29 protein-coding genes are annotated in these 25,797 nt (G+C 68.7%); 20 read left to right on the top strand and 9 right to left on the bottom strand.

Annotation, left to right across the window (positions count from 1 at the left end):
• From D571_RS14420 to D571_RS0102520, 5 genes are all read left to right on the top strand, one after another.
• Nucleotides 1-543: energy transducer TonB (locus D571_RS14420; RefSeq protein WP_018935110.1), on the top strand; the 543-nt coding region annotated here is incomplete at its 5' end.
• 46 nt (nt 544-589) lie between these two features.
• Nucleotides 590-1,024 carry a hypothetical protein gene (locus D571_RS0102535; protein ID WP_018935109.1) on the top strand — a complete coding sequence of 145 codons (435 nt, stop codon included), beginning with the start codon at nt 590-592 and terminating at the stop codon, nt 1,022-1,024.
• Nucleotides 1,025-1,247: 223 nt separating this feature from the next.
• A complete protein-coding gene (gene bfr, locus D571_RS0102530) occupies nt 1,248-1,724 on the top strand; it encodes a bacterioferritin (protein ID WP_018935108.1) in 477 nt (158 codons plus the stop codon).
• 57 nt (nt 1,725-1,781) lie between these two features.
• Complete coding sequence (locus tag D571_RS0102525) at nt 1,782-1,988, top strand: hemin uptake protein HemP (protein ID WP_026287524.1); 207 nt, start codon at nt 1,782-1,784, stop codon at nt 1,986-1,988.
• A 125-nt stretch (nt 1,989-2,113) separates the two neighbouring features.
• Nucleotides 2,114-4,249 carry a TonB-dependent receptor domain-containing protein gene (locus tag D571_RS0102520; RefSeq protein WP_018935106.1) on the top strand — a complete coding sequence of 712 codons (2,136 nt, stop codon included), beginning with the start codon at nt 2,114-2,116 and terminating at the stop codon, nt 4,247-4,249.
• A gap of 79 nt (nt 4,250-4,328) precedes the next feature.
• Here the strand turns inward: D571_RS0102520 and D571_RS0102515 are convergent, their stop codons facing one another.
• Nucleotides 4,329-4,619, bottom strand: a complete 291-nt coding sequence (locus tag D571_RS0102515) for a hypothetical protein (protein WP_018935105.1) — start codon at nt 4,617-4,619, stop codon at nt 4,329-4,331.
• 244 nt (nt 4,620-4,863) lie between these two features.
• Between D571_RS0102515 and D571_RS0102510 the strand changes: the two genes are divergently transcribed.
• A complete protein-coding gene (locus D571_RS0102510; RefSeq protein ID WP_026287523.1) occupies nt 4,864-5,538 on the top strand; it encodes a tetratricopeptide repeat protein in 675 nt (224 codons plus the stop codon).
• Nucleotides 5,539-5,562: 24 nt separating this feature from the next.
• On the opposite strand, the gene D571_RS0102505 is transcribed toward D571_RS0102510, so the two are convergent.
• Genes D571_RS0102505 through D571_RS0102495 form a run of 3 tightly spaced genes read right to left on the bottom strand, consistent with a single transcriptional unit; the run spans nt 5,563 to nt 7,462 of the window.
• A complete protein-coding gene (locus tag D571_RS0102505; RefSeq protein WP_018935103.1) occupies nt 5,563-6,006 on the bottom strand; it encodes a hypothetical protein in 444 nt (147 codons plus the stop codon).
• 24 nt (nt 6,007-6,030) lie between these two features.
• Nucleotides 6,031-6,249 carry a hypothetical protein gene (locus tag D571_RS0102500; RefSeq protein ID WP_018935102.1) on the bottom strand — a complete coding sequence of 73 codons (219 nt, stop codon included), beginning with the start codon at nt 6,247-6,249 and terminating at the stop codon, nt 6,031-6,033.
• A 55-nt stretch (nt 6,250-6,304) separates the two neighbouring features.
• On the bottom strand, nt 6,305-7,462 hold the full coding sequence (locus tag D571_RS0102495) for a hypothetical protein (RefSeq protein WP_018935101.1): 1,158 nt from the start codon (nt 7,460-7,462) through the stop codon (nt 6,305-6,307).
• A gap of 119 nt (nt 7,463-7,581) precedes the next feature.
• Between D571_RS0102495 and D571_RS0102490 the strand changes: the two genes are divergently transcribed.
• From D571_RS0102490 to D571_RS13510, 3 genes are read left to right on the top strand one after another with little or no spacing between them, the layout of a single operon-like run.
• Complete coding sequence (locus tag D571_RS0102490) at nt 7,582-8,289, top strand: hypothetical protein (RefSeq protein WP_018935100.1); 708 nt, start codon at nt 7,582-7,584, stop codon at nt 8,287-8,289.
• Nucleotides 8,286-8,837 carry a YcgN family cysteine cluster protein gene (locus tag D571_RS0102485; RefSeq protein ID WP_018935099.1) on the top strand — a complete coding sequence of 184 codons (552 nt, stop codon included), beginning with the start codon at nt 8,286-8,288 and terminating at the stop codon, nt 8,835-8,837. Before D571_RS0102490 ends, D571_RS0102485 begins: the two co-directional genes overlap by 4 nt.
• Entirely contained in the window at nt 8,834-9,337 is a 504-nt protein-coding gene (locus tag D571_RS13510) for a gamma-glutamylcyclotransferase (protein ID WP_018935098.1), read from the top strand. The genes D571_RS0102485 and D571_RS13510 overlap by 4 nt, the downstream gene beginning before the upstream one ends.
• A gap of 15 nt (nt 9,338-9,352) precedes the next feature.
• Here the strand turns inward: D571_RS13510 and D571_RS0102475 are convergent, their stop codons facing one another.
• Nucleotides 9,353-10,054 (bottom strand): glutathione S-transferase family protein, encoded by a 702-nt coding sequence (locus tag D571_RS0102475; protein ID WP_018935097.1) that lies wholly within the window; start codon nt 10,052-10,054, stop codon nt 9,353-9,355.
• 110 nt (nt 10,055-10,164) lie between these two features.
• Here D571_RS0102475 and D571_RS0102470 point away from each other — a divergent pair, with 110 nt between their 5' ends.
• The 8 genes from D571_RS0102470 (at nt 10,165) to panD (ending at nt 15,939) form a co-directional block, all read left to right on the top strand.
• On the top strand, nt 10,165-10,596 hold the full coding sequence (locus D571_RS0102470) for an RNA-binding S4 domain-containing protein (protein WP_018935096.1): 432 nt from the start codon (nt 10,165-10,167) through the stop codon (nt 10,594-10,596).
• On the top strand, nt 10,589-11,038 hold the full coding sequence (locus D571_RS0102465; protein ID WP_018935095.1) for an NUDIX hydrolase: 450 nt from the start codon (nt 10,589-10,591) through the stop codon (nt 11,036-11,038). The genes D571_RS0102470 and D571_RS0102465 overlap by 8 nt, the downstream gene beginning before the upstream one ends.
• Nucleotides 11,039-11,078: 40 nt before the next feature.
• Nucleotides 11,079-12,506 carry a polynucleotide adenylyltransferase PcnB gene (gene pcnB, locus D571_RS0102460; protein ID WP_018935094.1) on the top strand — a complete coding sequence of 476 codons (1,428 nt, stop codon included), beginning with the start codon at nt 11,079-11,081 and terminating at the stop codon, nt 12,504-12,506.
• Nucleotides 12,503-13,072 carry a 2-amino-4-hydroxy-6-hydroxymethyldihydropteridine diphosphokinase gene (folK, locus tag D571_RS0102455; protein WP_018935093.1) on the top strand — a complete coding sequence of 190 codons (570 nt, stop codon included), beginning with the start codon at nt 12,503-12,505 and terminating at the stop codon, nt 13,070-13,072. Before pcnB ends, folK begins: the two co-directional genes overlap by 4 nt.
• Nucleotides 13,069-13,719 (top strand): deoxynucleoside kinase, encoded by a 651-nt coding sequence (locus D571_RS0102450; RefSeq protein WP_018935092.1) that lies wholly within the window; start codon nt 13,069-13,071, stop codon nt 13,717-13,719. The genes folK and D571_RS0102450 overlap by 4 nt, the downstream gene beginning before the upstream one ends.
• A 9-nt stretch (nt 13,720-13,728) precedes the next feature.
• On the top strand, nt 13,729-14,523 hold the full coding sequence (panB, locus tag D571_RS0102445) for a 3-methyl-2-oxobutanoate hydroxymethyltransferase (protein WP_018935091.1): 795 nt from the start codon (nt 13,729-13,731) through the stop codon (nt 14,521-14,523).
• A 33-nt stretch (nt 14,524-14,556) separates the two neighbouring features.
• Nucleotides 14,557-15,429 carry a pantoate--beta-alanine ligase gene (gene panC / locus D571_RS0102440; protein WP_026287522.1) on the top strand — a complete coding sequence of 291 codons (873 nt, stop codon included), beginning with the start codon at nt 14,557-14,559 and terminating at the stop codon, nt 15,427-15,429.
• Between the two features lie 129 nt (nt 15,430-15,558).
• On the top strand, nt 15,559-15,939 hold the full coding sequence (gene panD, locus D571_RS0102435; RefSeq protein WP_018935089.1) for an aspartate 1-decarboxylase: 381 nt from the start codon (nt 15,559-15,561) through the stop codon (nt 15,937-15,939).
• Between the two features lie 69 nt (nt 15,940-16,008).
• Here the strand turns inward: panD and ppc are convergent, their stop codons facing one another.
• Together ppc and glgA are read right to left on the bottom strand one after the other, a co-directional pair.
• A complete protein-coding gene (ppc, locus tag D571_RS0102430) occupies nt 16,009-18,846 on the bottom strand; it encodes a phosphoenolpyruvate carboxylase (RefSeq protein ID WP_018935088.1) in 2,838 nt (945 codons plus the stop codon).
• A 93-nt stretch (nt 18,847-18,939) separates the two neighbouring features.
• The gene (glgA, locus tag D571_RS0102425; protein WP_018935087.1) at nt 18,940-20,418 is read right to left on the bottom strand and encodes a glycogen synthase GlgA; all 1,479 of its coding nucleotides are present in this window, start codon (nt 20,416-20,418) and stop codon (nt 18,940-18,942) included.
• 124 nt (nt 20,419-20,542) lie between these two features.
• Here glgA and pgi point away from each other — a divergent pair, with 124 nt between their 5' ends.
• Nucleotides 20,543-22,213 (top strand): glucose-6-phosphate isomerase, encoded by a 1,671-nt coding sequence (gene pgi / locus D571_RS0102420; protein ID WP_018935086.1) that lies wholly within the window; start codon nt 20,543-20,545, stop codon nt 22,211-22,213.
• A 30-nt stretch (nt 22,214-22,243) separates the two neighbouring features.
• Here pgi and D571_RS0102415 read toward each other — a convergent pair whose 3' ends face one another.
• Nucleotides 22,244-23,125, bottom strand: coding sequence for a bifunctional nuclease domain-containing protein (locus tag D571_RS0102415; protein WP_018935085.1), 882 nt, complete (start codon nt 23,123-23,125; stop codon nt 22,244-22,246).
• 161 nt (nt 23,126-23,286) lie between these two features.
• On the opposite strand from D571_RS0102415, the gene D571_RS0102410 reads away from it, so the two are divergent.
• Both D571_RS0102410 and D571_RS0102405 read left to right on the top strand, forming a co-directional pair.
• Nucleotides 23,287-23,907 (top strand): DUF938 domain-containing protein, encoded by a 621-nt coding sequence (locus D571_RS0102410; RefSeq protein ID WP_018935084.1) that lies wholly within the window; start codon nt 23,287-23,289, stop codon nt 23,905-23,907.
• Between the two features lie 240 nt (nt 23,908-24,147).
• A complete protein-coding gene (locus D571_RS0102405) occupies nt 24,148-24,774 on the top strand; it encodes a peroxiredoxin (protein ID WP_018935083.1) in 627 nt (208 codons plus the stop codon).
• 114 nt (nt 24,775-24,888) lie between these two features.
• Here the strand turns inward: D571_RS0102405 and D571_RS0102400 are convergent, their stop codons facing one another.
• On the bottom strand, nt 24,889-25,728 hold the full coding sequence (locus D571_RS0102400; RefSeq protein ID WP_018935082.1) for an SDR family oxidoreductase: 840 nt from the start codon (nt 25,726-25,728) through the stop codon (nt 24,889-24,891).
• Nucleotides 25,729-25,797: the final 69 nt, after the last annotated feature.

Below are 25,797 nucleotides of genomic sequence, written 5' to 3'. Positions count from 1 at the left end.
CCGGAGCCCGAACCGGAGCCCGAACCGGAGCCCGAACCGGAGCCCGAACCGGAGCCCGAACCGGAGCCCAAACCGGAGCCCAAACCGGAGCCCAAACCGGAGCCCAAACCGGAGCCTGAGCCCACGGACACTGAGCACGCCGCCACCGAGGAGGCCCCCGAGGCCACCGACGCCGAGGCGGCCGAGGACGAGGAAGGCGCCGAGGGGACCGCGGAACAGCCGTCCGCGGACGATGCCGAGGGTGGCGGGCAGCCGGGCGCCGATCCCGACTACATGGCGGAGCTGCAGGCCTGGGTGGAGGATCACAAGCGATATCCCAGGCAGGCGCAGCGCCGTCGCGAAGAGGGTACCGTCGAGGTGTGGCTGCAGCTCGACCGCGATGGCAACGTGATCGATTACCGGATCGAAGAGAGTTCCGGGTCGGATCTTCTGGACCGGGCGGTGGAAGAGATGGTGGACCGCGCCGATCCGTTCCCGGCTCCGGATGCCATCGGCCGGGACGAGTTCGAGATCGTGGTACCGGTCAACTTCTCCATCCGCTGATCCGGCAGGATCGGCGGTCCTGAGACCGACAACGCAGGAGTGTGGCATGAAAGTGTGGAACAGGACCCTGGCCGGGGTCGGCCCGGTGGCGTTGCTGCTGTCCCTGGCCGGCGGGGTGTCGGCCGAGGAGCCGGCGGGGATCGGCGTGCAGCTGAACAAGCTGGAGCCCGACGGCGACGATTGCCGGGCCCATCTGGTGCTGGAAAACGGTATGGATCAGTCGCTGGAATCCTTCCAGCTGGATCTGGTGGTGTTCGATGACGACGGCATCATCCAGCTGCGTACGGCGGTGGAGATGGCCCCGCTGCGCCCGGGCGAGACCTCGGTGCGGGCCTTCCGCATGGCGGACACCGCCTGCGGCGACGTCGGACGCGTGCTTCTCAACGAGGTGACCGCCTGCGAAGGTCCGGACGGCGCGATCGAGGGCTGTGGCGAACGGGTTGAGGTGGAAAGCCTCGCGGATCAGCCATTCATCCGTTGAGAAGGTTGGCGTAGCGAAGGGCCGGTCGTGGCCATCGCGACATCGATCTTTCGAATCAGTGTTGCAAACCGTTCTCATTCGCTATAGCATTCCCGTTCAATTTAGGCTGCTTGAACCGCAGCGGGTCGGCGCCGGATCCTGAGAAGGGCGGCCGGTGCAATGGCATGGCCGCGGACGAGCGGTGCGAACCGCAACAGGCGAAACGATCAGAAGGAGAGTCGCGATGCAGGGCGATAAGGAAGTAATCCGTTACCTCAACCAGGCACTCAAGGGCGAACTGACGGCCATCAACCAGTATTTCCTCCATTCCCGCATGTTCCGGGACTGGGGTCTGGAGAAGCTGGCCGCGGCCGAATACGAAGAATCGATCGACGAGATGAAGCATGCGGACGAGCTGATCAACCGCATCCTGTTCCTGGACGGGCTGCCCAACCTCCAGGACCTGGGCACGCTGAACATCGGCGAGAACACCCGCGAGATCCTCGAGGCCGACCTGGCGCTGGAACACGAGGGCGTGCCGGTCTATCGCGAGGCGATCGCCCACTGTGAACAGGTGCGGGACTACGGGACCCGCGATCTGCTCCAGAAGATCCTGGACAGTGAGGAGAACCACATCGACTGGCTGGAGACCCAGCTGCAGCTGATCGAGCGCATCGGCCTGCAGAATTACGAACAGAGTCAGACGGGCTCCACGGAATAGCCGTCGGGATCGCGAATGCGGCCGCCCCGCGAAATCCGGGGCGGCCGGGGAGGCACCATGAGTTCCAGCGAGCAGCCGGATCAGCCGGCTTCGGGCCCGGGCGGTGACGCGCCGCTGCCGGCGAAGGAAAGTCCGGCCGGCGGCCCGCGCGAGGTGACCTCCGACGAACTGCTGTGCGATGCCGATCGGGTGTACATCCACCACGAAGGGCAGTGCTACACCCTGCGGGTGACCGCCAGCAGGAAGCTGATCCTGACCAAGTAACCATCACCGAAGCAACAACAGGCAAGCCAGCCCCGAGCCGTCGATCCCGGCGGTCACGCCAGCCAGCCTCCCGCGACCGTGCCGGCGAACGGTACGGCCATCACTGACAACAAGGGAGACGAATCATGATGCACAAACAGGGGCTGGCGCTGGCGGCCGGCGTGGCGCTGGCGAGCACGGGGGTACATGCGCAGGACGGGACGGCCGGCGGCACGGAACGGCTGTCGCCGGTGGTGATTACGGCCGGCGGGGCGGAGCAGGACCTCGAACAGGCGCCCGCCAGTATCTCCGTGGTCACCCGCGAGGAGCTGGAAGGGCGCGAGATCACCAGCCTCGCGGATGCGCTGGAGGGGGTCGAAGGGGTGAACGTGCGTTCCCTGGACGCCCGCAGCGGCAAGACCGGCAATCAGACCATCAGTCTGCGCGGGCTGCCCGAGGAATACACCCTGGTGCTGATCGACGGCGTGCGCCAGAACGTCTCCGGCACGGTGGCGCCGAATGCCTTCACCGACGCCTCCAGCGTGTTCATCCCCCCGGTGGCCGCGATCGAGCGCATCGAGGTGATCCGCGGCCCGATGTCCACCCTGTACGGTTCGGATGCGATCGGCGGCGTGGTCAATGTCATCACCCGCGACCCGGGCGACGAATGGGAAGGAGCGGCCTCGCTGGGGCATACCTTCCAGTCCGACTCCGACTTTGGCGGCCATTCCACGCTGGAGGGCTACCTGTCCGGCCCGCTGGTGGACGACCGCCTGTCCATGCAGCTCTACACCCGCCTGTACGAGCGCTCGGCGTCCAGTATCGACATCCCCGGTACCGAGCCCAGCCTGACCGACAACCGCACCATGGGACAGAATCCGACCGGCGCGAATGTCGAGACCTTTGGCGGTCGCCTGCTGTTTACGCCGAATGCCCGGGACGAGTTTTCCCTGCGTCTGGACACCACGCGGCAGAGCTATGACAACTCCCGTGGCCAGCTGGGGCGTCTGACCGGGACCGGGGATTCGCGCGATGATTTCCTGCGCGGCTATTCGCGGGAACTCGAGTTCCAGCGTGATCAGGTGCGCCTGGGGCATCGCGGGGACTACGACTTCGGCACATGGGAGACCACGCTGACGCAGGACCGGGTGGAGACCCTCGGGCGGACCATCAACGAAGGCGCCGTGCCGGACGAATCCCGCGAGGGCGCCTCGCGTACCCTGCAGCTGGATACGACCATCCTGGATACGCAGCTCGTGACCTGGGCGGGCGACCACGTACTGACCTTCGGCGGCCAGTATCTGCGCCCGGAGCTGGAAGACGGCATCCTGCCGGATTCGCTGTCGTTCCGGCAGTACAGCCTGTTCGCCGAGGACGAGTGGTTCATGACCGACCGCTTCACCCTGACCGGCGGCGTGCGCTTTGATGACAACGAGAACTTCAGCAGTCAGTTCACGCCCCGGCTGTACGGGGTGTTCAGTGCCACGGACACGGTCACGCTGAAAGGTGGCATCGGGCAGGGGTTCCGGGCCCCCTACATCGAGCAGATCAGCGACGGGGTCATCGGCTATGGCGACGGGGGCTCGGAGCCGCTGCGCGGCAACCCGGATCTCGAGCCGGAGCGCAGCACCAACGTCGAGTTCACCGTCGCCTACGACAACCGCCAGGACCTTTCGGCCCAGGCGACCTTCTTCCACAATGAGCTGAAGGACAAGATCGAGCGCGGGACCGGCGCGAACGAAGGCATCGACGTGAACATCGGGGAATCGGTCGTCCGGGGCCTGGAGCTGTCCGGGCGCTATCGCCTGGCCGAGGACTGGGCGGTGTCGGCGAACTACACCTGGACCGACAGCGAGGTGAAGGAGGGCGGGACTGCCGCCAGCAAGGTCGGGGATCCGCTGGCCAGCGTGCCCGAGCACATGTTCAACGCCCGGCTGGACTGGCAGGCCACCCCGGAGGTCGGGGCGTTTACCGAGCTTGAATATCGCAGCAGCGCCTTCCGTCCGCGCAATTACCACGAGCCGCAGGATGGCGGCAGTGCCCAGGGCGCGTATGACGCCCTCGGCGATTTCCACGGCTTTACCCTGGTGAATCTGGGCGCGGCCTGGCAGGTGTCCGACAACGTGACCCTCAACGCGACCATCCACAACCTGTTCGACAAGGATTTCCGCGATTACCGGCCCTATGAGAGAGAGGACACCGGCGAGATGACCTACAGCAACGTCTACAACAATATCTACGAGCCGCGGCGCCTGTCGGTGTCGTTGAACGCCCGGTTCTGATTCGGGCGGCAGGCATAAAAAAGACCCGGTCGGGGCGGATGCCCGACCGGGTCTTCGATGGCGTCATCGTGACGGGAGATCAGAACTGCGGTTCGCCGCCTTCATCACCGTCCATGTCGCCCCCCATGTCACCTTCCGGCGGGGCGCCTTCCTGCATGCCTTCACCGCCCATGTCGCCGCCCATGTCACCTTCGGGCGGGGCGCCTTCCTGCATGCCGCCTTCCATACCGTCCTCGGCCGGCGGCGCGCCTTCTTCCATCTGCTGTTCTTCGAACTCGTCCATGCCCATGTCGTCACCGCCGCAGCCGGCGATCAGCAGGGCAAAGGGCGCGATGGCGGTGGCCGCCAGCAGTTTCGTAGAACGTTTCATTGAGGTCCTCCTCATTGGGACAAGGGAAAAATCAGGGACAGGGTCCCGTCATTCCTGTGTCTCCCCATCCCCCGGGGTGAGTTCCTGAAGCGGGCCACCCTGACCCCGTTGCAACCGGGGTCTCCGAAAAAACTGTGACGTGTATCACGTTCTATGGATATCGTGCCCGGCCGTCGTGGGGGACATCGACGCTCCGTGGAGCGGGCGTTACAGTCCGTCGAATATTTTCCCGACAGGTTGATCCATGAGCGCATTCGCCGATCCACGAGACCTGATGGGCCAGGCGCGCGAGGCCTGGCAGGCGGGCGACGTGGCCCGGGCCGTCGATCGCTGGCAGCAGGCCGCTACGGCCGGCGAGCCCCTCGCTGCCTACAACCTGGGTGTACTGCTGGACGAGGGCGAGCATCTGCCCCGCAACCCGGCCCGCGCCGCGGCCTGGTACCGGCAGGCGGCCGAAGCCGGTTGGCCCGATGCCGCGTTCAATCTGGCGGTGCTGTGCGAACAGGGCGACGGCATTCCGACCAGCCCGAACGAGGCGGCGCGCTGGTTCCATGCCGCCGCGCAGGGTGGCAACGCGCAGGCGATGTTCAACCTCGGGCTGAAGTTCGACGAGGGGCGGGGGCTGCCGCAGGATGCGGAACAGGCCGCGCAGTGGTATCTGCTGGCGGCCGAGGCCGGCGAGGGGCGCGGGGCGGCCAATCTGGGGCGGCTGTTTGCGATGGGCGAGGGCGTGGAGCGCTCGGATGTCTCCGCGTTCAAGTGGTATGCGATCGCGGCGGAGATGGGCGTCGCCAGTGCCGCGCGTCATCGCGAGCGCGTGGCGCGCGAACTCAACCCCGATGAGCGCCTGCATGCGGGAGAGCGTGCGCGGGAGTGGCTGGCGGAGTATTGGCGACAGGGGCGCCGGGGGGACGCCTGAACCCCCGCGCTTGCGCGGCGGCGTTCAGACCACGATATTCAGTTCGCGGCGCGGTTCTTCCGCCGGGCCGGCAAAGCTGAAGGCCAGTTCCACGCGCCGGCGCAGGGCCTCCAGGTCGGACCCTTCGACGGGGGCGCCATCGGCGATACGATCTTCTTCGCGATCCTCGCCTTCGGCACGGGTCTGAAAGGCGTCGATCTCGGCCGCCAGGCGGGCCTGACCGGCGAGTTCGCGGTCGCTGCGCGGTGGCAGCAGATCGCTGCGGGGTTCGCCCTCGTCACCGTTGCGGTTGCGTTGCTGCTCGGAGTTTTCCTCGATCGGGCGGCGCGCGGCACCCGCCTCGGGGTCATTCAGCGGACGATCGGATTCGGAGGGAGCGGACAGCTGGCCCAGACCCAGACGATCCGACCCGCTCGGCCGCGAGGCCGGGACGGTCGGCGGTGCCGGATTGGTGAGCGGTGCTTCCATCCGAGTAACAGTCCTCCGAACGCATCAGGCACGAACGTCGAGCAGGCTCCCGACCATGCGATCCTCGGCCTGCAGGGTCTTCACGTTGGCCTCCACATGCCGCTGGCTGGCGGTCATCTCCACCATTGCGGTGTTGCTCTCGCGGCTGCCCGCGTTCTCGGTGGCCACCGTGTGGGCCTGCTGACGCATCTGCGTCACGCCCTTCTGGATGCCCTGCAGGGCATTGCTGCTGCCTTCGATCATGGTGTGGTCCAGATTGCCCTTGGTTGGAAGTATAGACCAGACCCCCGGCAATATGCTAAAGGGCCTCTTCCGGCCCGGAAATGTCGAGGGCCTTGCGCAGATGCGCGGCCACCCGGTCGCGGGCTTCGGCCTGGCGCTGCTGCCACGCGGAGAGCCGGTCGGCCGGGGTGTCCGGGTCGGTGACGGATCCGGCCTTCACGGTCGCGAGGATGGCGGCCGCCACGGCCTCCGGGTCCTCGCCCCGGCGGATCAGACCGGTGACCTCCGCCGCCCGGCGCAGGCGGGCCTCGGTCTGCGCGGACTCGCCGCTGGCGGCCGGTCCGGTCACGATCGCGCTCCCGCTGGCCAGCGGCCGGGCGAGGTCCGGCGGGGTGCCGGTGGCCGCGAGGGTGCCGCCGGGCAGGGTGACATCGGCGCAGGCATACGCCATCTCCAGGGTCTGCGGATCCTCGATGTAATACACCCGGTTCTTGCGCGGGACGAACGAGGTCATGAACCGGTTGTGGCGCACGATCGGCAGCGAGTACTTGATCGCGTCGCGATACACCGGCTCATGGCGATCCGGGTCGGCCGGTGCCAGCAGGAGCAGCGCGGCGGTCCTGCGCAGCACGGCGAACAGCACCGCAAAGGCGAAGGCCTCTTCTCCGGGGCCGGTGTTCGGCGCCAGCAGGATCGGGTGCCCGCGCTGTCGGTACTCGTCGAACCGCTCGCAGAAGTCGTGGTCCGGCGTCTCGATTTCCGGAAGTTCCACCGGCCCGGCGACCGGGTCGCCGACGGTCTCGGCATCCAGCTCCGCGGGTGCGGACCCGTCGCGGGCGGCCAGCACGGTGGCGAACGTGACGCCCTCCGGAGCGGGGCCGGTGGCGTTGACCCAGGCCACCGGCACGCGCGGTCCGTTCAGGGCCGTGCCCGTCAGCTCGCAGGGACCCAGCAGCACCAGTGCCCGCGGTCGCAGACGCGACAGGCGGGCGGGGGCGAGTTCGCCGGACAGCGCCAGCGCCGGCAGGTCGTCCGGCAAACCGGGGATGCGCGCCTCCGCGTCGCGAGCAGCATCGCTGACGCCCAGCAGCAACGGGCCGATGGCCTGCTGCAGCTCGGACAGCCACTCGCCGGCCGCTTCGAGTTCGCGCCGCGGGGCGATGATGACGGTACGGCCGATGCCGGCAGACGGGACCGAGCGAGCCGTGATCCAGGCGGACAAACGTGAGATCATTCGCGATCGGGCGCGGGGCGCCGGGTGGTTGGAAAGCGGCCCAGTATAGCGATCCGCGCCGGTTTTCGTGCAGGCCGGATTTTCGTGCGGGGGAATGTCCCCCGGGAGCAACGGGCAGAATGAACGTACGCTGGATCATCGGGGCTGTGGCCCTCGCGGGCATCCTGGCCCTGGCCATGTTTGTCTACCTGCAGACGGGTGAGCAGCAGTCGCGGCAGTTCGAGAACCTGCCGTGGCAGGTGAACGTGGTGGACGAACGCCGCACCCGGGTGCTGGGGATCACCCTGGGCGAGACCACCATGGCGGATCTGATGGGGCGCCTCCCGGTTCCGGATATCCGCATGTTCCGTGATCCGGACGGGACCCGCTCGGTGGAGGCGTACTACGTGAACGCCCGCATCGAGCCGTTCGAGACCAACCTGATTCTGCGTCCGGACCTCGACGAGGCCGACCTGGACCGCATCGAGGAGGGGGTCTCCTCCGAGCGGCCGATGCCCTCGGGTGCCCGGCGTTACGGTCTGGACGACGATACCCTGGCCTCGCTGGGCAATGTCCCGGTGGTGGAGATGAGCTACGTGCCCCGTGCCCGCTGGGACGCCGATCTCCTGCAACGGCACTTCGGCGAGCCGGCCGAACGCATGCAGATCGACAGCGACCACGCCTACTGGCTGTATCCCGACCAGGGCGTGGCGGTGCTGCTGCCCGACCGCGGCCGGCCCACCATGCACTACACCACGCAGGAGCGCTGGAGCCGGGTCGAGGAGCGCCTGCGTGACGAGGGTCGCCGGCGGCTGGGCGAAGAGGACCATCAGGCGGAGACGCCGTGAGCGACGACCGGCCGTTTTACGAGCGCCCGCTGGAGACCCTGGACGCCGCCGAATGGGAGGCCCTTTGCGACGGCTGCGGGCGCTGCTGCCTGCACAAGTTCGAGGACGAGGATACCGGCGAACTGGCCCACACCTGGCTGGCCTGCGACCTGCTCGACTGCGACACCGGCTATTGCTCCGACTATGCCCGGCGTCGCGAGTCCGTGCCGGACTGTCTGCAGCTGACTCTGGATAAGGTGGCGCAATACGACTGGCTGCCGCCCACCTGTGCCTATCGGCTGCGCCATGCGGGCCAGCCGCTGCCCACCTGGCATCCGCTGCTGACCGGTGATCCCGACAGCGTACGCCGCGCCGGGGTGTCGGTGGCCGGGCGGGTCCTGCGCGAATGCGATGCCCCGGACCTGCCGGTGCTGGATTACGTGGTCGACTGGCCGGGCGAGATCCCGCTGGCGGCGCGCCTGCTGCAGCCGGTGGAGCCGGATTCGGACCCCGGGCAGGAAGCGCCCTGGGGCGGGGGGCGCGAGGACGGCGAGCAGGAGAAGCGGTGAGCTACGTCGACCTGTTCGTCTACGGCACGCTCAAGCGCGGGCACGGCAACCATCGGGCCTTCTGCTCGCAGGCCCTGGAGATTACCCCGGCGAGCGTGCCGGGACGGCTGTACGACCTGCCGCGGGGCTATCCCGGCGCGGTCATCCCGGCGTCCGCGATCCTCGCCCGGGCGTCGGGGGATCCGGAGGTCGATGCGGCGCTGCAGCGGGCCTGCTTGCCGCCGGCGCCGGGCGGACCCGAGCTGGCGCGTGAACGGGTGTACGGCGAGATCATCCGCCTGCCGGAGCCGCGCCGGAGCCTGCCGCCGGTGGATGCCCTGGAGGATTTCCGGCCCGACGGGCGGGGCATGTATCGCCGCGCACTGGTGTCCGCGGCCACCGACCACGGGACGCGCATCGTGTGGATGTACTGGATGCCCGAGGTGTTCCTCGGGCACTACCTGCCGACCGGGGTCTGGCCGCCCGGTGAGGAAGGCTCGCCCGCACCGGGCGCCGGCTGAGGCAGCCCTCTTCGCTCAGTCCCGGCGCAGCCGCGCGGCGAGCTGGCCCGGATGGTTGCCCGGCTGGTTATCGAGATAGGTCGCCAGGCGGTCGGCGAAGTCCGCGGGCACCGAGTCGCGAACCGCGTCCATGCTCTCCAGCCACGCCCAGCGTGCCGCCAGCGCCGGGAATTCCTGCGGATCCCACGGACTGTCGTCGAGAGCGGGGTCGGCCTGCGCCAGCAGGGCGTAGCGCATCAGCAGCGGGGCGAGGGTGGCGTCCACCAGCGAGAAATCCGCGGCGGCGAGCGTGTGGTCCGTCGCCATCTGCCGCTCCAGGCGCTGCAGGCCGCGGGCGGCTTCATGTGCGGTCATCTCGACTGTGTCGTCGTCGGCCGCGGTCATCCAGCGATACTGGGCGAAGGTCTGCTCCGAGAGGTACTCGATCCAGGCCCGGGCACGGGCCCGCTCCAGCGGATCCGCCGGCAGCCGTTCGGGCGGGGTGATCGCGTCGATGTACTCGTTGATCACCGCCGACTCGAACAGCACCGTGTCCCCGTTCACGATCAGGATCGGCACCTTGCCGAGCGGCGAGCGCTCGCGGAACCAGTCCGGCGGGTCGGCCAGATCGATGCGGGTGAGTTCGTACGGCGCTTCCTTGTAATTCAGCGTGATCAGGCTACGCTGAACAAAAGGACAAATGGCAAAGCTGACCAGGTGCAGATGCGGAAAGTCCATGGCATGGGCCGGCGGCGCGCGGGCGGCCGGTTCCTCCTCCGTAGCAAGGCGTGGATAAAGGCGGCATTCTCGCCGTTCGGCGTCGCCGGCAAAACCCCGCGGGAGAGGGCATGAGAAAGTCCTCCGCCGCGGTCGCCGATGGCGGTAGCCTGCGACTCGACAAATGGCTGTGGGCGGCGCGCTTCTTCAAGACCCGCGCGCTGGCGACCGAGGCGGTCGCCGGCGGCAAGGTGCACGTGAACGGCGAGCGCTGCAAACCGGCGCGCAAGCTGCATCCCGGGGATCGTGTCCGTGTGCACAAGGGGAGCTGGTCCATGGAGGTGGACGTGGTAGCGCTGGATGACCGCCGGCGGCCGGCCCCCGAGGCCGAACAGCTGTATGCCGAAACCCCGCAGAGCCGGGAGTGGCGTGAACAGGAGGCCGACCGGCGGCGCGCCGAGCGCGCGGCGCAGGGGCCGGCGCCTGCCGGGCGGCCGGACAAGCGCCAGCGGCGCAAGATCCGGCGGTTCGTGCGCCAGGATCAGGGAGGAACCGATGAGTGACCGACGCCCGCGTACCCCTGCCCTCGCGGTGGATCTGGTCATCCGGCACGCCGCCGAACCCGGTCGCATCCTGGTGATCGAACGCCACAATCCCCCGCATGGCTGGGCCCTGCCCGGGGGGTTCGTCGACCTCGGCGAGAGCGCGGAACACGCGGCGGTGCGCGAGGCGCGCGAGGAGACCGGTCTGCGGGTAGAGCTGCAGGCCCTGCTGGGGGTGTATTCCGCGCCGGATCGCGACCCCCGCGGGCACACCGTCAGCGTGGTCTACGTCGCCCAGGGCGAGGGGCATGCCCATGCCGCCGATGATGCCCGCGACTGTGCGTGGCTGGATCCGGGCGATCCGGGGCTGGCGCTGGCCTTCGATCACCGTCGCATCGTGGATGATTATCTGCGCTATCGCCTCACCGGAGAGGTGGCGCCGGTGAGAACACGGGCACATTAGCTGTTAAGATACGCGCCCGAAGCCATTGTGACGGCCCCGTGTGACCCGCTCAGAGAACGAAAGCCCGGCCCCGGCCGCAACCCGCCCCGACGATGATGCCCCGCACCCCGGCGGCGGGCACGTGGTACCCCGCGTCTATGCCCGCGAGGAGCACGGCATCTCGCGCGGCGCGATCGACAACAACGCCCTCAAGGTGCTCTACCGCCTGCGCGATGCGGGCTATCGCGCCTGTCTGGTCGGCGGTGGCGTGCGTGACCTGCTGCTGGGCCGCGAACCCAAGGACTTCGACGTGGCCACCGACGCCACCCCCGAGGAGGTCCGCGGGGAGTTTCGCAACTGCCGTCTGATCGGCCGGCGCTTCCGCCTGGCGCACGTGCTGTTCGGCCGCGAGGTAATCGAGGTCGCGACCTTCCGCGCCCCGCACGACGCCGGCGGCGACGATGACGACGACGGCGATGTGGCCCTCAGCGATGACGGGCGCATCCTGCGCGACAATCGCTACGGCAACATCGAGCAGGACGCCCTGCGGCGCGATTTCAGCATCAACGCGCTGTACTACGACATCAACGACTTCACGGTGCTGGACTACACCGGCGGCGTCGAGGACCTGCGCGCGGGCGTGCTGCGCCTGATCGGCGACGATCCCGAGACCCGGCTGCGCGAGGACCCGGTGCGCATGCTGCGAGCGGTGCGTTTTTCCGCCAAGCTGGGTCTGCGCATCGACCCGGCGGTGGACGAGGCGATGCACCGTCTGGCGCCGCTGATGCAGGAGGTCGCACCGGCGCGCCTGTTCGACGAGGTGATCAAGCTGTTCCACAGCGGCGAGGCGGTCACCTGCCTCGACGAGCTCGAGCGTTTCGGCCTGTTCGAGGCGATGTTCCCGTCCACCGCCGAGGCCTTCGACGACCCCGATGACCCCGAGGCCGGGATCAGTCAGCGCGCCTTTCTGGTCGAGGCGCTGCGCAACACCGACAAGCGCCTGGCCGAGGATCAGGGCGTGCATCCCGCCTTTCTGTATGCCGCGCTGATGTGGGCCCCGCTGCGATGGGAGGCCGCCGCGCGCATCGAGGACGGCGAGAACCCGGCGCCGGCCTGGGACCAGGCGATGTCGCAGATCCTCGACGAACAGGCCGAGACCATCACCATACCCCGGCGCTTCGTGCTGGTGATCCGCGAGATCTGGGAGATGCAGAACCGCCTCGAGACCCATTCCGGGGCACGCGCCCTGAAGCTCCTGACGCATCCGCGGTTTCGCGCCGGCTACGACTTCTACTGCCTGCGGGCGAAGGTCGGCGATGCCGATGCGGAGATCTGCCGCTGGTGGACGGAGCTGCAGGAACAGGACGAGGCCGGACAGCGGAAGATGGCCGGGGCCGGCGGGGGCGGGCGGCGCAAGCGCCGCAAGCGCAAGCCGCGCTCGCGCAGCGGCGGTTCGGGCGCCGCCGCGGCCGGGGACGGCGCGGCATGACCTCCGTCGGGGCCGAAGGGCACGCCGCCGGGGTGTTCGCCTATATCGGGATCGGTGCCAACCTGGGGGACCCGGTGGCGCAGGTTCGTGACGCGTTTGTCCGCCTGGCTCGCGAGCTGCCCGACACCCGGCTGACCGGGCGCTCGCGGCTGTACCGCAACCCGCCGATGGGGCCGCCCGACCAGCCTGATTACGTGAACGCGGTGGCGCGTCTGCAGACCCGTCTGAGCCCGCGCGAGCTGCTGCATGCGCTGCAGGCCATCGAGCAACGCTGCGGGCGGGTCCGCGATGGCCAGCGCTGGGGCCCGCGACTGCTGGACCTGGATCTGCTGCTGTTCGGTGACCGCGAGCTGGATGAGCCGGGGCTAGCGGTCCCGCACCCTGGAGCGGCCGAGCGCGATTTCGTCGTGCTGCCGCTGCTGGAGCTGGCGCCGGGGCTGGAGATCCCCGGGCGGGGGCCGCTGGAGGTGCTGGCACGGGCCTTCGATCCCGCGGCCCTGATCCCGGTCGAGGAGCCGGTGGACGAGGCCACGGAGGTGGCGCCCCGCGCGGGGGCGGGCGCATGAGCCTCGCGGGGTTCGACTTCATCGCGGTCGAGGGGCCGATCGGCGTGGGCAAGTCCTCGCTGGCGCAGCGCCTCGCGGAGCATTTGCGCGCGGAACTCCTGCAGGAGGCCCCCGACGAGAATCCTTTCCTGGACCGGTTCTATCAGGATCCGGCCAAGCACGCGCTGGCTACCCAGCTGTATTTTCTGGTGCAGCGCGTGCGCCAGTTGACCCCGGTGGCGCAGAAGGGGCTGTTCGAACAGGCGCATGTGGCCGATTACCTGATGGACAAGGATCCGCTGTTCGCGGAACTGAATCTGGCCCCGGACGAGCTGGAGATCTACCACGAGATGTTCCGCCGACTGCGCGCGGGACTGCCGCGGCCGGACCTGGTGATCTATCTGCAGGCACCGGTGGACGTGCTGCAGGAACGCATACGCCAGCGGGGAAGGGCCTACGAGCGCCGGATCGAAACCGCCTATCTGGAACGGCTGAACGCCGCCTATGCGGATTTCTTCTATCATTTCGAGGGGCCGGCGCTGGTGATCGTCAATGCGACCGAGATCGACTGGGTGAACAATCCCGCCGATTTCGACCAGCTGCTGCAGTTTCTCGAACCGATCCAGGGCGGGCGGCACTACTTCAACCCGCTGCCGATCACGCTGTAGGGGGCACGCATGGGTGCGATCACGGTCAACACCCTGGCCGAACGCCGGCGCAGCGGCGAGCGCTTCGCCTGCCTGACCGCGTACGACGCCGGCTTCGCGCGCCTGCTGGACGAGCAGGGCGTGGAGGTGATCCTGGTCGGGGATTCGCTGGGCATGGTGGTACAGGGACATGCGACCACCCTGCCGGTGACGCTGGAGGACATGGTCTATCACACCGCCGCGGTGGCCCGTGGTGCGCGGCAGGCGCTGATCATGGCGGATCTCCCGTTCCTGGGGGATGCCGACCCGGCCACCGCGCTGGCCCAGTCCGGGGCCCTGATGCGGGCCGGGGCGCAGATGATCAAGATCGAATGCGGTGCCTCGCAGATCCCGGTGGTGCAGCGGCTGGTGGACGCCGGCATCCCGGTGTGCGCCCACCTGGGGCTGACCCCGCAGGCGGTGCACCGCATGGGCGGCTACCGCGTGCAGGGCCGTGACGCCGCCGCCGCGGCCGAGCTGGAGTCGCTGGCCGGGCGGCTGGAACGGGCCGGGGCCCAGGCCCTGCTGCTGGAGGGCGTGACCGAGGTGCTGGCCACCGCGGTTGCGCGCGCGGCCGACGTGCCGGTGATCGGGATCGGAGCCAGTCCGGCCTGCGACGGCCAGGTGCTGGTGATCGCCGACGTGATCGGCCTGACCCCGAATCCGCCGCGCTTCGCCCGTGATTTTCTCGCCGAGAGCGGGTCACTGGCCGGGGCGGTGCGGGCTTATGTCGGCGCGGTGCGCGACGGGCGCTTCCCCGAGTCCGGCGTGCATACCTTTGTGTAGCGAACCCCGGTTCAGACGAGGCTCGGGACGGCCATGAGAATCCTTCGAGATCGACCCCAGATCCAGGCGATGCGCCGCGAATGGTCGCGCCGTGGCGGGCAGGAGACCATTGCCCTGGTACCCACCATGGGCCATCTGCACGAGGGCCACATGGCTCTGGTGCGCGAGGCGCGGGCGCGGGCCTTGCGCGTGGTGGTTTCGATCTTCGTCAATCCGCTGCAGTTCGACCGCGAGGAGGATCTCGCGAACTACCCGCGCAGTCTCGACGAGGATTCGCGCCGGCTGGCGGATGCCGGCGTCGACGCCCTGTTCTGCCCGGACGAATCGGTGATGTACCCGGACGATGGCCTGCCGCCGGTCAAGGTGGTGGTCCCGGTGCTCTCGGAGATCCTCGAAGGCGCGTTCCGCCCCGGCCATTTCGACGGTGTGGCCACGGTGGTGACCAAGCTGCTCAACCTGGTGCGTCCGGATATCGCGCTGTTCGGAGAGAAGGACTACCAGCAGTTCCGCCTGATCGAGCGCATGGTTGGCTCGCTGGACATGCCGGTGCGGGTGGATGCGGTGCCGACCGTGCGCGAGTCCGACGGGCTGGCCTGTTCCTCGCGCAACAGCCTGCTCACGGCGGAGTCGCGCGCGCAGGCACCGGCGCTCAAGCGCGTGCTCGACGAGGTCGCCATCGTCTGCCGGCGGGACCGCAGCGGCGCCGCCGACCGGGTCACCGAGATCGAGGCCGAGGCCTGTGACCGCCTGCGCGAGGCCGGGCTGGATGCCGAATACGTGGCCATCCGGCGGGCGGTGGATCTGGCCGAGCCGGTGGCCGGCGTGCCACTGTGCGAACAGGAGCTGGTGGTCCTGGGCGCGGCCTGGCTGGACAGCGTGCGCCTGATCGACAACCGGCGTCCCTGATCTCCGGCCCGGTCAGCGATGCGGGGCGTTCACTTCCCGCGCGGGGGCGCAGGGACATTGCCGCTCCCGAGTGCATCACGCATAATCCTCGGTCCCGTGAAACGACCGTTCGCCAACGGAAAGACGCTTATGCTGGTCACCATGCTCAAGGGCAAGCTGCACAAGGCCCGGGTCACGCACTGTGAACTCGAGTACGAGGGGTCCTGCGCGATTGATACGCGTCTGCTGGAGGCGTCCGGGATCCTGCCGTTCGAGCAGATCCAGATCTACAACGTCGACAACGGCGAGCGTTTCACCACCTACGCCATCGAGGCGGAGGCCGGATCCGGGGTGGTCTCGGTCAACGGTGCCGCCGCGCACAAGGCCTCGGTGGGCGATCGCGTGATCATCTGCGCCTATGGCCAGCTGGACGCGGCCGAGGCGCGCGAGTTTACCCCGGACCTGGTGTATCTGGACGCGGACAACGTGATCGTCCGCACCGGCCACGACATCCCCGTCCAGGCCGCCTGAGCAGGCGTTTCCCGGCCCGGGGCCCTGCGTGCGCCCCGGCTTCCGGACGGCCCGTGTCCCGTGCCGGACTCAGCCGGTGTTGCGCATCCCCGCGGCGATCGCATTGATCGAACGCAGCAGCGGCGAGATCCACGGATTGTCGTTTTCGTCGTGGTTCTCCGCCTCGTACCCCCGCGACTGGCGCAGCAGATGGATCTGGATGCTGTTGAGCGGATCCAGGTAGGGATTGCGTCGCTGCAGCGAACGCGCCAGCAGGGGCGTTTCTTCCATCAGCCCGTCCAGCTGAGCCACCCGCAGGACCTCGTTGACCGTGCGCGTGTGCTCCTCGCGTACCCGTCCATAGATGCGTTCGGCCAGCTCGGTGTCGTGCGACAGCCGGGCATACTGGGCGGCGGTGCGCATGTCGGCCTTGGTCAGGGCCATCTGGCAGTTGGACAGCAGCGAGCGGAAAAAGGGCCATTCCTGGTACATGCGCTGCAGCTGTTCCAGGCGTTCCGGGTCGTCGCCGCGCCAGCGTTCCAGTGCGGTGCCGATGCCGTACCAGGCCGGCAGGGTATGGCGCGACTGGGCCCAGCCGAACACCCACGGGATCGCGCGGATGGAGCTCTTGGAGCGGTCGGTCTTGCGCCGGTGCGAGGGCCGCGAGCCGATGTTGAGGTAGCCGATCTCCTGCACCGGGGTGATCTCGTAGAAGTAGTCCAGCGTGCCCGACGTGCGGTCGATCAGGTCGCGGTAGGCCTCCTCGCCCAGACGCGCCAGTTCCTCCATGGTCTCGCGGTAGTCGTCACGGTCGCAGCGCGGCGGGCGGATCAGGCTGCGCGAGGCGAGCATCAGCCCGGTCGCGCCCATGCCCAGCTCGTATACCGCGGTTTCGACGTTGGAGTACTTGTACGACAGCACCTCGCCCTGCTCGGTGAACTTGATGCCGCCCTGCACGGTGGCCGGGGGCTGGGCAAGGATGGATTCGTGGGTCGGGCCGCCACCGCGCCCGACGGTGCCGCCACGGCCGTGGAACAGCTGGCAGCGCACGCCGTAACGGTCGGTAATGCCGACGATCTTCTTCTGCGCCTCGTAAAGGTTCCAGCTGGATGCAAGGATGCCGCCGTCCTTGCAGGAGTCGGAGTATCCCAGCATCACGTCCTGGACGTTGCCGGAGGCGGCCAGCATGCGCGCGTACACCGGGTTGCCCAGCAGGCCTTCGAGCACGTCCTCGACATGCAGCAGGTCCTCGATCGTCTCGAACAGCGGCGAGATCCGCAGGTGGCAGAACGGTCCGGATTCCGGGTCCTCGCCGGCCAGTCCGGCCAGGCGTCCGAGCAGCAGGACCTCCAGCACGTGCGAGGCCGCATGGGTCATGGAGATCACATAGGTGCCAATGCCGCGCGGGCCGACCTCGCCGCGCATGCGGCGGATCACGTCGAACACCTCCAGGGTCTCGCGGGTGCCCTTGCTCAGGTTGTCCGGGCGGGGCAGATCGCCCTCGCGCGCGATCATCTCCGCCAGACACTGCTGGCGGGCCGTCTCGTCCATGGCCCTGTAATCCAGTTCGGGATCCATGGTGTGCAGGATCTCGGCGACCGCCTCGGTGTGCACCGTGGATTCCTGGCGCACGTCCAGATGGTGCAGGTGGAAGCCGAAGGTCTCGACCAGGCGGATCAGGTCGGTGAGCGCGCCGCTGGCGATGTTGCGGTCGCCATGGCTGATCAGGGAGTCCCGGATCAGCTTCAGGTCGTGGAGGAACGACTCCGGGCTGGCGTAGGCGCTGTTGGTCGGCAGCACGGCGGCCTCGCCCCGGACCCGTCGGCTCACCGTGTCCAGGGTCTCGCGCAGGCGATAGCGCATGATGTAGAGCTTGCGCCGGTAGGGCTCGGTCTCGAAGCGGTCGGAGGCCCCGTGGAACACCGCGTTGGAGATGGTGGCGTCGGCTTCCAGGCTGGCGAGGAATTCCGCCGACGGCTGGCACATGTAGGAGGAGTGGGTGAGTACGTTGCGCAGCTTGTTGACCCGCTTGATGTACTCGCGCAGCACCTGTTCCATCGCCAGCCGGGAGGCCAGTGCAGTGACCTCCGGGGTCACGTTGGGGTTGCCGTCACGGTCGCCGCCGATCCACGAGCCGAAATGCAGGAATGCCGGGATCTCGACCGGCAGCGAACCGTCCGGGTTGACCCCGTAGGTGCGGCGGATCGCCTTCTCCAGAAAACGGTAGCTCTGGGGCACCGCCTCGAACAGGCTCTCCTCGAAATAGAACAGGCCGTACTTGATCTCGTCCTGGACCTCCGGCTTTCTTACCCGCACCTCGTTGGTGCGCCACAGGATCTGGATCTGGCTCTCCAGTTCCTCGGTGATCAGGCGGCGTTCCTCGTCACCCAGTCCCGGCTGGTTGAGCCGGTCGGCGGTCTCGAACACCCGGCGCTGGTTTTCCATGGTGGTGCGTCGCCGGGCCTCGGTGGGGTGCGCGGTGAACACCGGCTGATAGCGCAGCTGCCCCAGCAGTTCCTCCAGTTCCCGCGCGGTCACGCCGTCGTCGTGCAGCTCGCGCAGTGCCTGGTCGAAGGAGCCCACCCAGAGCGGCTCGCCGCTGGAGACCTGGGCGCGGCGCCAGCGATAAAACAGGTCTTCCTCGGCGATGTTGACCAGCGAGAAATAGATGCTGAAGGCGCGGATCACGCGTTCGGTCAGGGTCGTGTCGAACTGCGTGATGTCGTCCATCAGGCGCTGGCGCAGCTCCGGGTCTTCCTCCTTGCGCAGGCTGACAAAGCCGCGGCGCAGGGTCTCCACCGCATCGAAGACGGCCTGGCCCTCGAGTTTCCAGATGACGTTGCCCAGCAGTTCTCCGAACAGGCGCACCCGGGCGCGCAGTTCCTTGTCCTGTGGCAGGAAACGGTCGTTGTGATCGGCTTGGTTCATGAGGCGGCCCGCGCAGGGGGCCGACTGCTGCCGGCCCCGCCGTGGTGGTTGCTTGCCTGCCGGCCCGTGCCGGTCGGCGGCGAAAGCCGGCGATTATAGCGCAGATGCGCGCGAACGCGCCTGCGGCCGGTGCCGGCGGTAGAGATCGAGATAGGCGCCGGCGGCGACCTCCCAGTCGAAGTTCTGCTGCATGCCGGTGCGCATCAGCCGTTCCCAGCGGCCATCCGTCCGGTTCCGGTACAGCGTCAGGGCCCGTTCCAGGGCGTCGCCGAGCGCCGGGATGCTGTCGGGCGTGAAGCTGAAACCGGTGGCGCTGCCGTCATCCACAGCCTCCGGCGTGGCATCCACCACGGTGTCGGCCAGCCCGCCCGTGGCATGGACCACCGGTGGGGTCCCATAGCGCAGGCTGTAGAGCTGGTTGAGCCCGCAGGGCTCGAAGCGCGACGGCATCACGAACAGATCGGCGCCGGCCTCGATCTGGTGCGCCAGGGGTTCGTCGTAGCCGATGTGGACACCCACCCGGCCCGGATGGGCCCGCGACAGCGCGCCCGCGGCGTGCTCCAGATCAGCCTGCCCGGAGCCGACCAGCGCCAGCTGGATACGACCGGCCCTGGCCAGCGGCGCGGCCACCGCCAGCAGCAGGTCCATGCCCTTCTGTTCGACCATGCGCCCGACGTGGCCCAGCAGCGGGATTTCCGGATCTTCGGTCAGGCCCATGCGGCGCTGCAGCGCGGCCTTGCAGTCGGCCTTGCCGGCGAGGTCGTCGGGCCCGTAGGCAGCGGCGATATGGGGATCCCGGGCCGGATCCCAGGCCCGGTAATCGACCCCGTTGAGGATACCCCGGAACACGTTGCTCCGCGCCCGCAGGACCCCGTCCAGACCCATGCCGTGTTCCGGCTCCTGGATCTCCCGGGCATAGGTGGGCGAGACCGTGGTGATCGCATCGCTGAACATCAGCCCGGCCTTCATGAACGACAGCTGCTGGTGGAATTCGAGGCCGTCCGGGTGCCAGAGCTCGGCGGGCAGTCCGAGGGTCTCGCGGGTGGAGGCCGGGAACAGGCCCTGGTAGGCGAGGTTGTGGATGGTGAATACCGAGGCCGGACAGCTCTGGGTGCCGCAGGCCTCGCGCAGATAGATCGGCAGCAGTCCGCACTGCCAGTCGTTGCCATGCACGATGTCGGGGGCCCAGTCGAGTCCGACGTTGTCCGCGGCGACCCTTGCCACGGCCCGGGCGAAGCCGGCGAAACGCTGCGCGTTGTCCGGCCAGTCCTGACCGTTGGAGGCGGTGTACGGGTTGCCGGCACGCTGGAAGTACTCCGGCCAGTCGACCAGATAGACCGGCATGCGGGTCCCCGGCAGCTGTCCCTCGATGATCTGCCAGGGGGCGTCGTCGGGCCCGGGATGGGTGACCGGCCGACGCAGGCGCTGTACCGCCTCGGGATAGGCCGGCAGGATCACGCGCGCGTCCTGTCGTCGCCGCCGCAGGGCTGCGGGCAGGCTGGCACTGACATCGGCGAGACCGCCGGTCTTGACCAGGCCGTAGACCTCGCTGGTGGCGAACAGGATGCGCATGACGGAATCTCCGTGGGGGATGCTCAGAGTTGCCTTCAGTGTATCCGAGGGCGGGGCGGGCGTGCTGACGGCCGCGGGCACGCGGATTATGCTGATCCGGTATCCATCACGCGAGGAAGCCGCAATGAACCGTTCCGACCGTATCGCCGCGCGCGAGGCCCTGCAGGACCAGGCGCGGCGCCTGCAGCAGGAGTCCCTGCGCGATCTGCTGGAGCGCGAGCCGGAACGGGTGGAGCGCGATGTCGCGGAAGTGGCCGGGGTGCATCTGGACTGGACGCGCCAGCGGCTGGACGCCGGTGCCTGGGAGACGCTGTTCGCCGCGGCCCGGGCCGCGGATGTGCCGGGGGCCCTGGGGCGCCTGTTCGCCGGCGAACGGGTCAACGTGACCGAGGGGCGGGCCGCGCTGCACACCGCGTTGCGCCTGCCCCGTGAAGCCCGCTGCGAGCTGGACGGCGAGGATGTGGTGCCGGCGGTGCATGCGGTGCTGGACCGCATGGAGGCTTTCGTGCGGGCGGTGCACGAGGGTGCTCATCGGGGCTTCAGCGGAAAGGCGATTGACACCGTGGTGAATATCGGCATCGGCGGCTCCGACCTGGGCCCGCGGATGGTCAGCCGGGCGCTGGCGGATCATGCCTGTCCGGGCCCGGCGGGAGATCCGCTGGCGATGCATTTCGTCTCCAATATCGATGGCGAGGCGCTGTCGCGGGTGCTGCGGCAGGTGGACCCGGAGACCACGCTGTTCGTGGTCGCGTCCAAGACCTTCACCACCCAGGAGACCCTGACCAATGCGCGGGCGGCGCGCGACTGGCTGGTGGCTTGCGCGGATGGTGATGGCGCGGCGGTGGCGGCGCATTTCGTGGCGGTTTCGACCGCGCGCGAGCGGGTCACCGAGTTCGGCATCGACCCCGAGCACATGTTCGGATTCTGGGACTGGGTGGGCGGACGCTATTCGGTGTGGTCGGCGATCGGCCTGCCGCTGGCCCTGATGCTGGGGATGGACGGGTTTCGCCGGTTCCTGAGCGGGGCCCATGCGATGGATGAACACGTGCGCAATGCGGCACCGGAGGGCAACGCCGCCGTGCGCATGGCGCTGGTGGACCTGTGGAACCAGGACACCCAGGGCGCGGAGTCGCGCGCGGTGCTGCCCTACGACGAACGGCTGTTCTTCCTGCCGTCCTACCTGCAGCAGGCCGAGATGGAAAGCCTTGGCAAACGGGTGCGCCTGGACGGGACCCCGGTGGAGGGGCATACCGGGGCGCTGGTCTGGGGCGCGGTGGGCACCGATGGCCAGCATGCGTTCTATCAGCTGCTGCACCAGGGCACGCGCCGGGTGCCGGCGGAGTTCATCGGCGTGGCACGTCCGGGGCATGATCTTCCGGCACAGCATCCGATGCTGCTGGCCAACCTGGTGGCCCAGGCCGAGGCGCTCGCGCTGGGTCGCACCGAGGAGGAGGTGCGGGCGGAGATGACGGCCGCGGGCCATACGCCGGCCGAGGTCGACGCCCTGGCGCCGCATCGCAGCTTCCCCGGGGATCGTCCGAGCACGCTGATCCTGCTGGAGGACCTGGATCCGGAGCGTCTGGGGGCACTGATTGCCCTGTTCGAGCACAAGATCTACGTGCTCGCGAGCCTGTGGGAGGTCAATGCGTTCGATCAGTGGGGCGTGGAGCTGGGCAAGCAGCTGGCCGGCCGGGTGCTGGCGGACCTCGATCCCGCCGGCCGGCCGGGGCCCCACGACCCGGCCACCACGGCGACCATTGAATGGCTGCGTGGCCGGCTGGGCGGAGGGGGCTGAGCCGCGGCCCCGCCCCGGCGCCCCGGGGCGTCAGGCCTGGATTGCGTCGTCGCTGTCGGGCAGAACCGGGACGTCGGTGGGCAGGGTGATGTCGTGGGTCTCGCCATCCAGCCAGTAGCGCAGCTCCGCCTCCTCGCCATCGGGCGTCGCGCCCACCGCTTCGAGGAAGTCGATGGGGGTTTCCGGGGTACGGCCGTTGACCTCCACGATCAGTGCCCCCTGTTCCAGTCCGGCGCGTGCCGCCTCGCTCTCCGCACGGCTGACCAGGACCCCGGCCTCGTCGTCCGGCAGGCCCAGCGCTTCGCGCAGGTCTTCGCGGGCCTCGATCACGGTGATGCCCAGCGCGGTGACGATCTCCTCGTCGCCCGGGGCCTGGAAGTCGAACGGCCTGTCGGCGTCCAGCACCTCCGGGGCGACCGCGATGGAAGACCCGGTGCGCACCGCCAGGGCCAGCGCATCGCTGGGGCGGGCGTCGATGCGACGCGGTTCGTCCTCGCCCGGGACGCGCAGCTCCAGCATCCCGAGGTAGGTGCCGTCTTCCAGCCCGTCCACGACCACCCGCTCCAGTTCCGCGTCGAGGTCGCGCATCAGGTTGACCATCAGGTCGTGGGTCATGGGCCGCGGGACGTCGACCTCCTGCATCGCCATCAGGATCGCGCGGGCCTGGTCGGTGCCGATCACGATGGGCACCACATCCGCGGACTCGGGGTCGCGCAGCAGGGCGATGGGCCGGCCGGTCTGAGAGTCCACACCCACCGTGGCCAGCTCTACCGGGAGCAGGGTGTCGGGGTCGACCGCGAGATCGCGTGCCTCGGCGGCCGAGGCCACAAGCAACCCCGGCGCGAGGCTCAGCAGCAACACGAGGCGGCGCAGCAGGTTGCGCGGGTGAAGGCGGATCGGGTCACGGCACATGGCGATATCCGGGCGTCAGGGGGTTGTTTCGATCATGGCAGCCCGGGGCCGGCGGCGTCCACCGCGCACCCGCGCGGGGTACGGGTTTGCCCGCGCCCCGGACGGGTACGGCCTATGCTGGCCATTGCTGTTCAGAAACCTTGCCTTTCAGGAGTGTCCTCATGCAGCCCGATCATCGCCCCTACGCCCCGGCGGCCGAGCAGAACCGCGAGCCCATCCTGCAGGTGCTGCAGCAGTGGTTCACCGATCCGGGGACGCTGCTGGAGGTCGGCGCCGGGACCGGACAGCATGCGGCCTTCATGGCGCCGCGCATGCCGCATTTGCAGTGGCTGCCTACGGATGTCGCCGAACACCTGCCGGGGATCGAGGCCTGGCGGCGCGAGGCCGCGGCCCCCAACCTGCGGCCGCCGCGCGCGCTGGACGTGCAGGCCGACGCCTGGCCGGAGGGACCGTTTCGCTATGTCTACAGTGCCAACACCGTCCACATCCTGCACTGGCCGGGGGTGGAGGCGCTGTTCGCCGGGGTCGCCCGGGTGCTGGAGTCGGGCGGGCGGTTCGCGCTGTACGGGCCGTTCGCCCACGACGGTCAGCACACGGCCGACTCCAACGCGAGTTTTGACCGCTCCCTGCGCCAGCAGGACCCGGGCATGGGGGTGCGCGATCGCGCCGATCTGGATGCGCTGGCGGCCGCACACGGCCTGAGTCGGGAGGCGGTGGTGGACATGCCGGTGAACAACCAGATCCTGATCTGGCGGTGCGCCCCGGACCCGGGGTCAGTCTGAGACAAGGGCGTGAAAGCGTTCTCTTTTTCGCGGGAACTTACGGGACGAGTGTTGTCTAAGTCAGATTGGTCCATGGAGAGGAGGAGAGGGACCGATCTTGATAGGCAGAGACGATCGCTGTGATTGAGACAATAGAATTCCAATCATAAGTATTCGCCGATATATTGATGCACATGATCCGCAGCGATCATCTTCACCAACCAAACCGAATGAACGGAAACAAGCAAAGGAGATAGCGATATGACGCTTCGTCTGGGCGATACCGCACCGAATTTTCAGATCGACACCACCGCCGGCAAGATCGATTTCCACGAGTGGATCGGCGATTCCTGGTGCTTCTTCTTCAGCCACCCGGCTGACTTCACCCCGGTGTGCACCACCGAGATGGGTCGCACCGCGCAGCTCGCGAAGGAGTTCGCGGACCGCAACGTGAAGCCGCTGGGCCTGTCCACTGATACGGTGGAAGAGCACAACAAGTGGATCGAGGACGTGAACGACACACAGAACACGACCCTCGAGTTCCCGATCGTCGCCGACGCCGACAAGAAGATCTCGGAACTCTACGAGATGATCCATCCCGGCGAGAGCGACACCGCGGCGGTGCGTTCGGTCTACATCATTGATCCGAACAAGAAGATCCGTCTGATGATGACCTACCCGATGTCGCTGGGCCGCAACTTCGACGAGATCCTGCGCGCCATCGACGGCCTGCAGACCGCCGACAAGCACGGCATCGCGACGCCGGCCGACTGGACCCCGGGTGACCAGGTGATCATCCCGCCGACGGTCAGCAACGAAGAAGCGCAGAAGAAGTTCCCGCAGGGCTTCGACGAGATCCGCTCGTACCTGCGTTACACCAAGGTCTGAACCTCCGGGTTCTGACCACCGGCCCCGGGGTTCTGCCTCCCCGGGCCGGGTCTCTCCGGGCCCCTCCGGTTCTGCCGGACGGGGCCTTTTTCGTGTGTGCGGCGCGCGTGGGTTTCAGGGCAGCAGCGGGGCGAAGCCGGCACGGTAGTCGGGGTAGCGGAAGCGGTAGCCGGAGTCCTGCAGGCGACGGCTGTCGCAGCGCCGGCCGCGGGCCCCGTCGCGGGCATCCACGCGGTGGACCGCCGTGTCTGCCGGCAGGGTGCCCAGGCGGGTCGCCAGCCAGTGCAGCACCTCGCTCTTGAGCGCCGGTTCGGTGTCCACGCCCAGATAGATCGGGTCGGGGTCGGCCAGCGTGAACAGGTGGTGCAGGATGCCGACCGCGTCATCGCGGTGGATGCGGTTGGTCCACGTCGGCGGTTCGTCATCGCCCAGCTGGCCGGCGCGCGCCAGATCCAGCATGCGCTCGCGGCCCGGGCCGTAGATCCCGCCCAGACGCAGACGGATGCCCCGGTATGGCGAGGCCTCCAGCAGGCGTTCGGCCTCCAGCAGGCGGCGTCCGGAGAAGCGTTGTGGCAGGGCGGGGGTGTCTTCGTCGACCCGGCTGCCGTCATCGACGCCGTAGACCCCGGTGGACGACACGAATATCACGCGTTCCGGCTGCAGGCCCTGGCGCTCCAGGGCGCCCAGCCCATGCCGCAGCGCATCGACATAGGCGAGGCGATAACCCGCGTCGTCCATCCGGTCGGGCGTGGTGATGACATACACCGCCCGTACCGATCGTGGCAGCTCCGGCAGGCCGTCGGGCTCCGTCAGGTCGCCCCGCAGCGGGTGGATCCATTCGGGCAGGTGTTCCGGGTGGCGGCGCAGGCCCCAGACCCGGTGCCCGGCGTCGTGCAGCCGGCGGCCCAGCCCGGTGCCGAGGTCCCCGCAGCCGAGGATCAGGACGTCGTCCATCTGCTTCACTCCGGCGAAGGTACGCGGTTACGCTACGATCTTTACCGCAACGCTGTCAGTTTCCGTGGC

The organism is Thioalkalivibrio sp. ALJ24, assembly GCF_000377785.1.
GTDB lineage: Bacteria > Pseudomonadota > Gammaproteobacteria > Ectothiorhodospirales > Ectothiorhodospiraceae > Thioalkalivibrio.
The sequence above is the reverse complement of the archived record's forward strand: the minus strand, read 5'-3'. Positions and strand labels throughout refer to the sequence as shown.